The organism is Bifidobacterium cebidarum (genome assembly GCF_009193305.1).
Taxonomy (GTDB): Bacteria; Actinomycetota; Actinomycetes; order Actinomycetales; family Bifidobacteriaceae; genus Bifidobacterium; species Bifidobacterium cebidarum.
Genome location: NZ_WBVS01000010.1, coordinates 40,682 through 53,978, shown reverse-complemented (window position 1 = coordinate 53,978; position 13,297 = coordinate 40,682). Strand labels below are relative to the sequence as shown.

General features: G+C 60.9%; 7 protein-coding genes. 1 reads left to right on the top strand and 6 read right to left on the bottom strand.

All coding sequences use genetic code 11. The features are described 5' to 3' along the window. Positions 1-77: 77 nt before the first annotated feature. The 4 genes from F7D08_RS08660 to F7D08_RS09905 form a co-directional block, all read right to left on the bottom strand. Positions 78-1,694 (bottom strand): MFS transporter, encoded by a 1,617-nt coding sequence (locus F7D08_RS08660; protein ID WP_226803454.1) that lies wholly within the window; start codon positions 1,692-1,694, stop codon positions 78-80. Further along, positions 1,691-2,887 (bottom strand): LacI family DNA-binding transcriptional regulator, encoded by a 1,197-nt coding sequence (locus F7D08_RS09755; protein WP_193316269.1) that lies wholly within the window; start codon positions 2,885-2,887, stop codon positions 1,691-1,693. The genes F7D08_RS08660 and F7D08_RS09755 overlap by 4 nt, the downstream gene beginning before the upstream one ends. 76 nt (positions 2,888-2,963) lie before the next feature. After that, positions 2,964-4,370, bottom strand: a complete 1,407-nt coding sequence (locus F7D08_RS08650; RefSeq protein ID WP_152210239.1) for an MFS transporter — start codon at positions 4,368-4,370, stop codon at positions 2,964-2,966. A gap of 126 nt (positions 4,371-4,496) precedes the next feature. Further along, the gene (locus F7D08_RS09905) at positions 4,497-8,561 is read right to left on the bottom strand and encodes a fibronectin type III domain-containing protein (RefSeq protein ID WP_193316268.1); all 4,065 of its coding nucleotides are present in this window, start codon (positions 8,559-8,561) and stop codon (positions 4,497-4,499) included. A 345-nt stretch (positions 8,562-8,906) separates the two neighbouring features. Between F7D08_RS09905 and F7D08_RS08640 the strand changes: the two genes are divergently transcribed. Beyond that, positions 8,907-10,250, top strand: a complete 1,344-nt coding sequence (locus F7D08_RS08640; protein ID WP_152210237.1) for an ABC transporter substrate-binding protein — start codon at positions 8,907-8,909, stop codon at positions 10,248-10,250. A gap of 94 nt (positions 10,251-10,344) precedes the next feature. Here the strand turns inward: F7D08_RS08640 and F7D08_RS09750 are convergent, their stop codons facing one another. Together F7D08_RS09750 and metG are read right to left on the bottom strand one after the other, a co-directional pair. Beyond that, positions 10,345-10,515 carry a hypothetical protein gene (locus tag F7D08_RS09750; protein WP_193316267.1) on the bottom strand — a complete coding sequence of 57 codons (171 nt, stop codon included), beginning with the start codon at positions 10,513-10,515 and terminating at the stop codon, positions 10,345-10,347. 891 nt (positions 10,516-11,406) lie between these two features. After that, positions 11,407-13,281 (bottom strand): methionine--tRNA ligase, encoded by a 1,875-nt coding sequence (gene metG, locus F7D08_RS08635; protein ID WP_152210236.1) that lies wholly within the window; start codon positions 13,279-13,281, stop codon positions 11,407-11,409. Positions 13,282-13,297 lie beyond the last annotated feature (16 nt).

The following is a 13,297-nucleotide window of genomic DNA, read 5'->3' as shown; positions in this document are numbered from 1 at the left end:
CCACCATCTGACTTTTCCCGAATTTCTTGCACTGAGTCATAGTCAGTGCAAGAAATTCGGGAAAGAGAGGCAGCAAGTTACCGCCAGCACTGCTCGTATGGCAAACCGGTCAGGCGTTCGACCACATGGCGGGTCTCCGCATCAACATCCGCTTTCGCGCCGCCGTTGCGCAGCCGCGTAATCTCGGCCAGCACCATCGAATCAGTACGCTTGTTGATCATCAGGTGCGCGGACACAATCCAACAGATAATCATCGCGAAGGCGAACCACCCGAGCAATACGGCGCCCAGACCGGCCTTGGCGGAGAAACTCTGATGCTGCAATGTGGCGTCAAAGCCGACCGCCCCCAGCACAAGACCAACGCAGATCGTGCCGAGTCCTGACCCAAGCTGGCGGAAGGAGGCTTGAATGCCGGCGAACGTGGCCGAACGGTAGCGACGAGTGACGACCTGATCGATGTCCGCGATATAGGGGAACACGGCCCATGGCAAGTATCCGCACAGGGATTTGAAGGCGAAGAACCAGAGCGCGCCGATGACGGCGAATGCAGTCCAAGCGGCCGGAGGCATCGAATCGGCCAACATCCATGCGGCAAACATCCATGCCACGCCAGTCAGGCAGCCGATGAAGTTGATGGCATAGAGGCGCTTGGGCCCGATGCGCGTCATCGCCCAGCCGAATACCGGCATCAGCGGCATGGAGACGGCCGTGCAGCCGAGCAGCAGCGAGGCGAACGCGGCGGTGCGATTCCAGTCGTAGACCACGAAGAACACGAACGTCTGGCCGAAGACATCCATCGAGACCTGCACAAGCAGGTAGATCGCCAAGTGCTTGCGGAATTCCTTGACCCGCAGCGTGGTGGCGTATTCGCGCATGACTTTCCCGGCACGCTTGAGCCAACCGGCCCAGCCGATACGCCCTTCATGCTTCTCTCCACGCGCATAGGCGCCGAAACCGGCTTCCTCAGGGCTCATCTCCCATGTGCTGCGCCAGCAGGCGAACACCGCCAGCGCGAACAACACGGTCGTGGCAATCGTAAATATCATGTATCCGGTCGGCGTACGTTCGCCGAAGATCGCGAGCACCGCACTGCCGGCGAGCGGAATCACCGTCGCCGCACTCGTGGAGATGAACATGCGCACGGTCGAGAGTTTGGTGCGACTATTGAAGTCGGGCGTCATTTCGCCGGGCAGTGGGTTGTACGCGGTCTGGAACAGCTGGGCGAGCACCACCCAGAACACATAGGCAGCGGCATACGCGGCGAGCGGCAGCCCTGGAATCCACAGGAAGACGCCGAGCAGCAGCAACGGGCCGATTATCATCAGCAGGAAACGACGCCGGCCGAAGCGGAGGCCGATGCTGTAACGGTAGAGATTATCGTCGAATACGCCGAACAGCAGGGCCGCAGCCGCGCTGATCAACGCGCTCAGACCAATCACCGACTGCGCGGTGGCGATGGACATGCCGCAGAACGTAGTCCAGAACAGGGAGAGATAGGCGGCGATGATGGTGAGCTGCCCGCCGCCGTAGAAGTCGCCGATGCCGAAACCGATGGCATTGCGCAGGGTGATCTTGCGCACGCCAGGGTCGCGCAGGGCTTGGTTCAACGCTTGGCTACCTGATTCCGATGCCGTTTCACGCGATGTTTCACGGCTGATTCTCCCGACCTCGGCTTCACGATCGCTCCCACTCATGCCGCACGCCTTTCCCCCACAGATCTGCGCACAATAATAGACGTGTCCACCAAAGTAACATTGGCCGACTGCTCATCTTCATTGCGTACGCCAAGTTCCTTGAGTTGATCCATCAGCTGAGCGTCCGCAGGGTTGCGCACTGCGCCGGATTCGCGCCCGAGCAGCAGTCGCACTGCGGCTTGACCAAGCAGGTCACGCGGAATGCGAATCGAAGTAATCGGCGGCGTGACCACCGGGGCGATCAGCGTATTGTCAAAGCCGATAACCGACACATCTTCCGGCACGCGCACACCGTCCGCAGTCAGGCGCAGCACAATGCCGGCCGCAATCAAATCGTTATAGGTGATGACGGCGGTGGGCTTGGAGTTTTCGAGGGCGAGCGCGGCCTGATAGCCTCCCTCCACGCTCGGGCGTACCGGACCGATGTGGTTCATGCGCAGCCCCATGCGCTGTCCGATGTCGTGCAGGCAGGACCAGCGGGATTGATTGGCCCATGATGTGGAGCCGGACACATAGGTGACGGCCGTGTGATGGTAGCGACGCAGCATGCTGAGCGCGCGGACTACGCCGATGCGCGGGTCAGGCACCACGCTGGGCACACTGTCCACCGGGCGATTGAGCACGACGAGCGGCACGCGCTTGGCATAGTCGCGAATAAAGTCGATGCCGGGCGAGTCGGTGGCTAGGATGACGCCGTCGACTTTGCCGATAAGATGCATGAGCAACTGCTGGGTTCGCTGCTGGGATTGGCCGGGTTCAATCAGGCCCACCGCGCTGCCGGATTCCATAGCGGTAATCTGCGCGCCTTTCAAGATCTGCGACGAGACGCCGTCGGTGGTGTCTTTGACCACGAGTGCGATGACCCCGCCGTTGGTGGTCACGCGGCTCTGGGCGGCTGGATCGGAAGCATACGTCGGTTGCAATGAATGTACCGGCTGCACCGATGGCGATGCAGCCACATCACGATGCACGAATTGATTAGGCTGCGACTGTGCGGTCTCTCCGCGGCGCTTTCGCGGATTCGGCCGGTAGCCAAGCCGCTCGGCGACTTCGCGCACCTGCTCCACGGTTTGGAAGTTCACGCGGTCAGGATTGCTGAACACGCGGGAGACGGTGGAGATGGCCACGCCGGCAGCGTCCGCCACGTCCGCCAGACGTACGCGATCGGTTGCCTTGCGCTGTTGTTCTGCCATCTCAACCCCCTGATGTATTGCCTTCCACTATATATAGAAAAAGGCTCCCTCTGGCGAGGGAGCCAATCAGCGTGAATCACGCCTCTGCAGCGGAACGACGCTCGGCGAGCTCGGCCTTGATCTGGGCGAACTTCTTCTCGGTGACCGGGTAGAAGAACATGATGGCGGCGGAGATCACGAAGCCGATCAACGGCACGAGGCCGGCGGCCAGACGCAGGTTCTCGGCGACGGTCGGATCCTGGGCCACGTTCATGCCGGACTTGTAACCGGTGAAGGCAAGGATGGCCGGGCCAAGCCAGGAGGTCAGGGCGCCGAACATCTGGCGGAAGAAGCTCAGGCCAGCCATGGCGGCACCATCGGTGCGCTTGCCGGTCTTCCACTCGTAGTACTCGACGGTGTCGCCTTCCATGCCCCACACGTAGTTGCCGCAGAACTGGGCACCGATGGCGTTCAGAGCCATGCCCACGAGGGACAGCCACACGTTGGAGACGAAGATGAACATCACACCACCGATGATGCCGAGTGCGCAGCCGAGGTACCAGCCGCCCTTCTTGCCGAGGTGGCGGGCGATGACCGGGCCGAACGGGGAGGCGACCACGCCGATGGAGGCGTTGATCAGGGTGACAATCGTGGTGATGAGGGCCAGCGTGCCGGCGTCAGCACCGTTGGCGAGCACTTCCTTGGCGATGATCGGTCCGATGGAGCCGACGCAGGTGGCGATCAGGTAGAAGCCGGTGGCGAAGCACAGGATGAGCAGGGCCGGGTTCATGACGATGGCCTTCAGGGTGTCGATGAAGGAGATCTTCGGCTGGGTCGGCACGTCGATCTGCTCGATGGTGGTCTTGTACAGGAAGACGTAGATCAGAGCGCCGACCAAGCAGAAGATGCACACGATCGGGAGCATCAGCTTGGCGAGAGCGGCCTGGTCCTTGACGGTGTTGATGGCCGGAGCCAGGGTGAAGGTGACGATGAGGCCGAACAGGGCGCCGCCGACCATACGGGCGGAGGAGAGGCGCTGGCGTTCGTTCTGGTCCTGGGTCATGGCGCCAAGCAGTGCGCCGTACGGCACGCCGCCCAGAGCGCCGAGCAGCTGGTAGAGCAGGTAGGTGACGATGGCCCATGCCACCTTGACGCTCATGTTCGCATCGGCAGGAATGGTGTACATCAGGGCGATGGCCACCATCATCGGCACACCGAACATCACGACTAGGCGACGGAACTTGCCGTTCTTGTTCGGCTTGACGCGGTCGGCGTAGTTGCCGGCGAGCAGGTACACAACAGCCTGGAAGAAGCGGGCGAACAGGAAGATGTTGGCGGTGGTCACCGGGTCGATGCCCATGTAGATGTAGTAGGTGGCCAGGAACATCGACATCATGCGCCAGCCGATGTTGTTGGCAAGATCGCCGGAACCATAGCCGACGATGTTCAGCCAAGTCAGCTTCTTTGGCGTCTTCTTGACTGACTGCGCTGTTGCAGTGCTCATATCTCAGAACTCCTTAGTTCTTTCTTTATGTTCCACGGTGCGGCGCAAGCCTTCTCTTACACCACACCGCTCGCCGCTGCCGAGGTAGCGGCAAATCTTTGATTATCGGTGCGCGATGCGCGCGGCCTACTTGATGAGGCAGGGCAAGGACGGGCTGGACTCGGCGGACATGCCGATCGCGTTGACCGCGATCACGGATGCCGTGTAGTTGCCGGCGGTGAGCCCGAACACGCTCTTGGCCTCTTCGCCGGCCTCGGCCTTGACCACCTTGACGGTGTTCTCGGTGAGGTTGCGCAAGGTCAGCACGTAGGAGGTGATGGCGGTGCCGCCATCGGCCGGAGCCTTCCAGGTCACGTTCATCGTGTCGGCGGTGGAGGTGACGCCCGGCTTGTTCGGCTTGGCGGGCACGGCTGCCACGATGATCGGTTCGCTGGGTTCGCTGGCCGGGGAGACCTTGTCTTCGCCACTGGTGGCTTCGATGGTCACCTGATAGGTGCCGCGGGCCACATCGGTGAAGGTGTAGGCGGTGGTGCCGGTCGGGGTCCAGGCCACGCGCTTGGGGGCGGAGTCGGTGGAGGCATCGACCGGGGTCAGGTGGATGTTGGTGCCGCCCTTGCCGAAGCCGGAGCGGGTGTCCACATCGTTCCAGGAGACGGCCACGGCACCGGATTCCACGAGCAGTTCGGCGACCGGAGCCTTGGGCTGCGGCAGCTGGCCGTCAACTTCGTTGGCGTTTTCGCGACCGACCTTGAAGGCTGCGCTCGTGGCGCTTTCGCCTTCGCCGATTTCGTTGCGGCCCTGCACGGTGACGGTCCATTCGCCGGCCGGTACGTCGCTGATGAGCGCGTAGGTGTCGGTTCCGGTGACTTCGGCCGGGATGATTTCGCCGGCCGCGTTGGTCAGGGTGAGCTTGGTGCCGAGAATCGGCGAGCGGCCGTCGGAAGCGAACTTCCAGCTGACCTGCACGTCGTGGGACTGCACGGAAGCGGTCACATCGGTGGACTCGGATGGGATGGCCGGCATGTGGGCGTCGGCGTAGACGGCGATTTCCACGAGCTGCAGCGCATACTCGTCATGCTCGTTCGGGTTGGCGCGCAGCTTGGAGGCTTCCACCTTGACGAAGCGAACATCGTCTACCGGAGCGAAGTCGAAAGCGCGCGGTTTGCCGTTGGCGGGCAGCGCGTAATCGTGCTTATCGACGACCTTGGTCCATGCGTTGCCGTCTGCGGACACGGAGATGGTGAAATCGACCGGGAAGCCTTGGCCCTGGTTCGGGTCGAAGGCGCGGTGGCCTGCGGCGAACTCCTGCACGCCGCCGACGCCTTCGCCTTCGCCATGGAAGGCTTCGGCAACGGTACCGCCGGGGTTTTCGCCACGGGGGGCGAGCACAACTTGGGCCACGGTGATCGGATGGGCGAGCTTCAGGGAGACCCATTCGCTGTGGTTCTCCTTGGTCGGTTCGCTGGACCAGCCGAAGTGGTTGTAGTCGGCGTTGAATTCACCGTCGACCAGGGAGGCTGCGGTCCAGCCGTAGCGCTCGGAGGAGGAGCTGACACGAACCGTGGCGCCCAGGGCCTTGTTGGCGGCCTGGCACTCGCATGGCATCGTGCCGGCCGTGAACTTTACGGTCACGGTGACGGTGTCGCCGTTTTCGCCGGTGTATTCGATTTGGCCGGTGTAGTCCTTGCCGGATTCGAGGCCGGCCACGTTCACGGTGTAGAACAGCTCCTGCTCGTGGCGCAGGTTGCCGGCGAGACGTTCGAAGCTGATGGAGCCGTTGGCGTCATCCACCACGCGGGCGGTCCACTTTTCGCTCAAGGCGCCGCCTTCCTGCTTCAGGTGCAGGCAGTGCTTGACGTTGCGGGACACCCAGTCCACAGTGCCAAGGTCGATGACTTCGCGGCTGGCGCCGATCTTGGCGGGAGCCGGGCGGCCGATCCAACCGAGGAAGTTGTCTTCGGTGAACTTGAGCTTGCCCTGCTTGACCACGCTCAGGGTTTCGATAAGCTTGGATTCGTAGGTCTCCACCTCGCCCGGCACATGGATGGTGATGGGCAGTTCGGTGAATTCACCGTGATCCACAGTGATGGTCTTGGAACCGGATTCGACTTCGCGAACCGTACCGTCCTGCGTATTCACGGCGGAAACGGTCCAGCGAACCTCGAGTTCGGTGCCATCGATTTCCTCGTCGTTGTAGACGAGCAGCGTGCGCTGGGAGGCTGTGCCGAGCTGGTAGATGTGGTGCGGCAGGCCGAGGCGCGGTTCCTTGTCGAAGTCCTTGTCAAATGCGGCGACATCGGCGTAGGAGTTGGCGAAGTAGCGGTAGCCGTCGCCTTCGATCCAGCGGGCGTCGCCTTCGGCGGTCGGGTCGAACTGCGGGCGCAGCAGGGCCTTCGGGTTGAGGCCATGCTTGGTGTGCTCCTGGTCGAGCTCGATGACCTTTTCGATGTTGTCGTAGATGAACATCGACAGGCAGAACGGCTTCCAGTTGGCCATGCGCGTGGTGCGCACGCCGCGGGTCACGCGGCCCACTTCGCGGCCGAAATCGGCGCGGGAGATGGTGTCCGGATTGCCATTCAAACGGCCATGGTAGATGTCCTTGATCGTGCCGTCTTCGGCGTACTGCGGAATGCCTGCGGTGGAGACGGAGAACTCTTCGCCTGCGCCGAGCGGCAAATCACCGTCGATCTGGTAGAGATCGTAGATGTCGGGCGCGGAGGTCATGCCGGAGGGGTAACCGCCGAAGTAGTGGCGGGAGTCCTCGTTGGTGATTGGCTTGTTGAAGCCGTCGTTCATCACCATACGGGTCGGATCCTCGCGGTTGGCGGCCGCTTCCAGCGGCGGGATGAGGATTTCGGCGTCGTTCGGGTTCCAGGCCTCGTTGGTGGTGGACCACAGCACGATGGACGGGTGGTTGCGGTATTCGCGCACCCAACGCTCAACCCACTCGGTGTAGTAGCCGATGGCCTCGTCGGAGTAGTTGAGGTAATACGGCGGGTCGAGGGAGACGTTGGAGGTGGAGCCCGGGTTCCAGAACGCGGTTTCCTCTTCGAGCAGCATGCCGGTTTCGTCCGCGTGGTCCATCAGCACGTGGGACGGTACGGAGCGAATGTGGTTACGGATGATGTTGCAGTTGGCGTGGCGGTAGGCGTCGAGCCAGGCCTTGGCCATTTCATCCATGGCGTGGTTGTCGTCCAAGATCACGCCGTAGGAGTCGCCGATCTCGTTGATCAGGTCACGATCGCCCTGGTTGAGCAGGCACAGGGAGTCGCCGCGCAGACGGATCTTGACACCGTTGATGATGTACTTATCGCCTTCGCGCCAGAACTGGCGGAAGCCGAAACGGTCGGAGAATTCGTGCACCGGCTTGGCATCGTCTGCGGCCTTGGCGTCCGCGATGGCGGCATCCACGGTGTAGAGGAACGGGTCGGTGCGGGACCAGTAATGGGCGTTCGGCCAGCCCTTGGCGAGCTTGACGACCGTGCTTTCGCCAGCGGCGACGTGCACGTCGGCAGGATCGAACGTGAGCGCGGCGATGTCGGTATCGCCCTTGAACGGGTGCACGGCGGCGGTGAGCTTCAGGTCGGCGTCGGCTGCGGTGTGGTTGATGATGGTCACATTGACGGCGAGCTCATCATCGGAAGGATCGGCGTTCTTCTTGAGGTCAGGCATGATCTGAAGGTCGTCGATGCGAAGCTTCGGCTTGGTGACGATTTCGACGTCCTCGCCGACGCCTACGCGGCCGACGATGTTTTCCACGCCGAACGGGAAGAGCAGACGGTCCGGGCCGCCTTCAGTGGCCAATGCGTCTTCCGGCAGAGCCTTGACGGACCAGACTTCAATGCGAATCTCGTTGGCGCCGGGCTTGACCACGTCGTTGATATCGAGGTCATACGGCAGCAGGGTCATCAGGTAGCCCTTGGTGCTGAGCGGTCCAACGGATTGGCCGTTGACGAACACCTTGCCGAGCGTGGCGAGCGCGCCGACGTGGAGGAACACGTCTTCATCGGTGATGTTCTCCGGCAGTTCCACGGTCTTGACGTACACACCGTGGTGCAGGCCCTTTTCCCAGTCAGCCGGGTAGCCGGTGGTGGCGGGCAACGAGTCCCACCAAGTCGGCACGACGATGTCAAAACGCTCCTGCCCACCATTCGGGTAGAAGTCCCACACACCATTGAGGTTGAGCCTCATTGCAATCCCTTTCGATTCCTCATCGATTCTTGCGTTCTTGCTCGGCCAGACACCTGAGCGAACCGGAACCTTCTTCGGTTGCATCGGAGCGCCGTGCCGAATCACGGGACTTACGATAGGGCCGGCACTTGGTTTGCCGTTTTTTGCCATGCGACATTTGCTTATCTTTGCCAATTTTTGCCATTTCTTGCCATTCGGCTTCCGGCGGTTTCCGCCCAGGAATTGCCGCCCTTTGCCATTTGCCGGCAAAATGCCTATTCCGGCCGCTTTCACGAATGCAACGTGGGTAAACTCTGCCTTCGGAAGTTCTGAATATTGTCCAGTTCAACATCGGAGTGTCTGCACATGTCTCGTCTGCTTTGCCGCGTTGCTCAATCATCGAGGATTCGCACGGCCGCCGCCGGCGCCGTAGCGCTCAGCCTGGTTGCCGTCACAGTCGGATGCGGAAGCACGTCGAGCGCGAACGGCGGGCAGAACAGTTCCGACACCACCGAAATCACGTTGTGGACCTGGCAGTCCACCATCAACGATTTCGTCACCGCATTCGAGAGGACCCACCCGAACATCACAGTCAAGGTGACCAACGCCGGCGCGAACGAGGACGAATACATGCAGTTGACCAATGCGATCAACGCGGGCCGGGGCATTCCGGATGTGGTCTACCTCGACTACAACGCCGTGCATCAGTTCGCCATCTCCGACCAGCTGCGCAACATGAACGACTACGGATTTGGCGAGATCCGCAACGACTTCACCAAGGCGGCGCAGAACAACGTTTCCGTAAGCGGTTCACCTTACGGACTGCCAATCTCCTCCGGCCCGATGGTGATGTTCTACAACCAGGACGTGCTCGCCAAAGCCGGTGTGGCCTCCGCGCCGACCACGTGGGATGAGTACCGCGCCGCCGCGGAAAAAGTCGCCGCAATGCCCGGCGACGCGCACATCACCAACGACACCGGCGACGGCGGCTTCATCACTTCGATGCTCTGGCAGGCCGGGGCGCAGCCGTTCAGCGTGGATGGCACCAACGTGAGCGTGAACTTCGACGGCAAGAACGTGAAGAAGTTCACCGGCATGTGGCAGTCGATGCTGGACGACAAGCTCATCGATACTTCGACCACCGGCTGGACCGATGAATGGTGGCGCAAACTGGATGACGGCTCCATCGCCACATTGTTGACCGGCGCATGGATGGTCTCTTCCATGCAGAAGAACCTCTCACAGACCAAGGGTTCATGGCGCGTGGCATCGATGCCGCAATACGCAGCCGGCGAACATGAGAACGGCGAGAACGGCGGCGGCGCGCTGGCACTGCCCAAGGGCACCGACGACGCCAAGGCGAAGGCGGCGTATGAATTTGCCGAATGGTTCGCGCACGGCGATGGCGTCAAGGTCAATCTTGCACAGGGCGGATTGCCACCGCTCAACTCCGTGCTCTCCGACAGCGATTGGCTGAACGAGAAAGATCCGTTCTTCGGCGGTCAGGCCACGCATCAGGTGATCGCCTCGGCCTCGAACAACGTGAGCACCAAGTTCGAATACCTGCCATACATGGCATATGCGAATTCCATCGCCGTCGATTCGATCGGCCAGGCATATCACGGCAAAATCACCTTGCAGAGCGCGTTGGCGCAGTGGGGCGAATCGCTCAAGACCTACGGCGAGCAGGAAGGCTTCACGGTTAAGTAGGCACTCAATCCTGCACCTATATCAATAAGCCCGCATCCAGCGCATATCTCATTGATTGCGCCAGACACGGGCTTTTATTGTACGCAATCGGCTATCACATAAAACGGTTCTTGATATAACGGGCCACGGCATCAATCACAGCGCCGCCAATGCCGACCACGACCATCACAATCGCAGCCTTGCCCAGCGTGCCGCCTGTGGAGACCAGCGCATTCTGCCAATCCACAGCTATGGTCGCGCCTGCCACAACAATCTGATCCACCATGATCATGTCCTTTCCACACGGCTTTGCCATGTTTTCGCAATATCAAAATCGCCGCCTCACTTGCGGTGTTCATGAATCGATTTTCAGCTTATTGCCGTGCGCAATTGCCAAAATTTGCCATGCGCCACCAATCCAGCCTTTGCCATTATTTGCCAAATGGCATACCTCAGTTATCCGCAGAAGCTCGAACCACATAGGCCGATTCCGGTGGCGCACAAATTCACTCTTCGCTAGCGTGGCATCATGAACAGCACGATGAGCATCAACAGTACCGATACTTCAGTGGCTCCAGGCATAACCTTCAGCAATGGCTCACCGATAACGTTGGATTGGGCTTGGCCTGAGTTCCACGTCGCAATCGAATACGACGGCGATCAGCATCCGATTAACGAGACAACCGGGACACTTGTTACTGTCCCGGTTCGCGATTACGGCCTTTTACGAGCAACCGAGACAACAAGCACGTATCTCAACAGACCGCCTATATCCATAAAACATGGGACCGCTTTTCCTGAAGGATATCGAGGACCATGCGGCGGGCTACGCGACAAACATCTTTTGCATAGCGGGGTGTTCACAGCGCAAAAAGAAACCCGGCGTTGGGGCGCCGGGTGAGAGAGAAGAGAGAAGAAGGGTTCAGTTATGGGGTTCGGAAAACCTCGCCATCGGTATGAACTTCATCCGTTGACATGTTCTAGTTAACCGCCTGTTCCTTGGCGATACGATGTGCTTTTCTGGGAGTTTTCTTGGCAAACTGTGTTGACTTTGTGACGCTAACCGTCACAGCAACGCCAATTGTCTAATCCCGGACCTGTCGCGTAGCGCAAATACGGCAGCAAAAATGCCGTGGAGCTTTATAGGCATCCACGGCATTCTCAATCCTCGGGGAGGTTACTCGGCCTTTTCGGCAGCCAGCTTGGCCTTCTCAGCAGCCAGACGCTCGGCTTCGGCGGCACGGCGAGCAGCCAGCGCCTCATCGAAGCGAGCCAGCTCCTCTTCCACGGCCTCGGTCGGAATCTTGGCGAAGATCGGCTTCGGCTTCGGCACTGCAGCGCCGACCTCAATCGGCTCGCTCTTCCACGGGTGCACGTTCACACCAAGCTTGTAGTCGCCGGTGATGATCGGGTACTTGAAACCGGGCTTGTCGAGATCCTCGACTTCGCGCAGCTCGGGCAGTGGCGAGAAGGTACCGGTGCCACCGAGCGCCTCCCACACCTTTTGTGCGGAATGCGGCAGGAACGGGGCGAGCAGATGGTTCGCATCGGAGACGGCCTGGGCGGCCACGTGCAGCACAGTGCCGAGGCGAGCCGAATCGTCCTTAATCTTCCACGGCTCGGTGGCGGAGATGTACTTGTTGATGTCGCCAACCACGCGCATGGCTTCCGCCAACGCATGCTTCTGGTGATGGGTCTCGATGGAGGAGCCGACAACGTCGAATGCGGCGGCGGTTTCTTCCAGAAGACCGCGATCCTCGTCGGTCATGGAATCCTCATCGAGCGCCGGAATCTCACCGAAGTTCTTGTTGATGAGGTTGGCCACACGGTTCACCAGATTGCCCCAGGAGGAGGCGAGTTCCTCGTTGTTGTGGCGCACGAATTCAGCCCAAGTGAAGTCGGAATCGGAGGATTCCGGGCCGGCCACGGAGATGTAGTAGCGTACGGCGTCCACAGGGTAGCGGGCAAGGATGTCCTTCACGTAGATCACGATGCCGCGGGAGGAGCTGAACTTCTTGCCTTCCATGGTCATGAACTCGGAGGCCACGACCTGCTCCGGCATGTTCAGCGGACCCATCGGGCCGGTTTCGCCGCCCTTGGAGCCCTGGCCGTTGTAGGCCAGCATTTCGGACGGCCAGATCTGGGAATGGAAGGTGATGTTGTCCTTACCCATGAAGTAGTAGGCCGGGCAGCTCGGGTCGTTCCACCATTCGCGCCACTTCTCCGGGTCGCCCTGGCGGCGGGCCCATTCGATGGACGCGGACAGGTAGCCGATCACGGCATCGAACCACACGTAGAGCTTCTTGTTCGGATTGTCGATCCAGTCCTTGACCGGCACCGGAATACCCCAGTCGATATCGCGGGTGATGGCACGCGGCTTGACTTCCTTGAACAGGCCGAGGGAGAAGTTGATGACGTTGGTACGCCAGCCCTTGCGGGTCTCCAGCCATGCCTTGTTGGCTTCGGCGAGCGCCGGCAGGTCGAGGAAGAAGTGCTCGGTCTGCTCGAAGCGCGGGGTTTCGCCGTTGATCTTGGAGACCGGGTTGATCAGCTCATCCGGATCGAGCTCGTTGCCGCAGGCATCGCACTGGTCACCGCGGGCGCCTTCGGCGTGGCAGATCGGGCATTCACCTTCGATGTAGCGGTCCGGCAGGGTACGGCCGGTGGACGGGGAGATGGCCACCTGCTGGGTGCCCTTGTAGATGTAACCGTTCTTCAGGCACTGCTTGAACATCTCCTGCACCACGTGCTCGTGGTTGCCGGTGGTGGTGCGGGTGAACAGGTCGTAGCTCAGGCCGAGATCGCACAGATCCTTGGCGATCACTCGGTTGTAGCGGTTGGCGAGCTCCTGCGCGGAGAGGCCTTCCTTCTCGGCTTCCACGAGGATCGGGGTGCCGTGCTCATCGGTACCGGAGACCATCAGCACATCATTGCCCTTCATGCGCTCGTAGCGTGCGTAAACGTCGGACGGCACACCAAAGCCGGCGACGTGGCCAATATGACGGGGGCCGTTTGCATACGGCCAAGCAACATTCACCAAAACATGACTCATAAACCCCGATTATCCG

What these genes read in the sequence shown, in the direction of transcription:
- F7D08_RS08660 (WP_226803454.1), bottom strand. Translation starts at nt 1,694, where the DNA reads ATGAGTGGGAGCGATCGTGAAGCCGAGGTCGGGAGAATCAGCCGTGAA.
- F7D08_RS09755 (WP_193316269.1), bottom strand. Translation starts at nt 2,887, where the DNA reads ATGGCAGAACAACAGCGCAAGGCAACCGATCGCGTACGTCTGGCGGAC.
- F7D08_RS08650 (WP_152210239.1), bottom strand. Translation starts at nt 4,370, where the DNA reads ATGAGCACTGCAACAGCGCAGTCAGTCAAGAAGACGCCAAAGAAGCTG.
- F7D08_RS09905 (WP_193316268.1), bottom strand. Translation starts at nt 8,561, where the DNA reads ATGAGGCTCAACCTCAATGGTGTGTGGGACTTCTACCCGAATGGTGGG.
- F7D08_RS08640 (WP_152210237.1), top strand. Translation starts at nt 8,907, where the DNA reads ATGTCTCGTCTGCTTTGCCGCGTTGCTCAATCATCGAGGATTCGCACG.
- F7D08_RS09750 (WP_193316267.1), bottom strand. Translation starts at nt 10,515, where the DNA reads ATGGTGGATCAGATTGTTGTGGCAGGCGCGACCATAGCTGTGGATTGG.
- metG (WP_152210236.1), bottom strand. Translation starts at nt 13,281, where the DNA reads ATGAGTCATGTTTTGGTGAATGTTGCTTGGCCGTATGCAAACGGCCCC.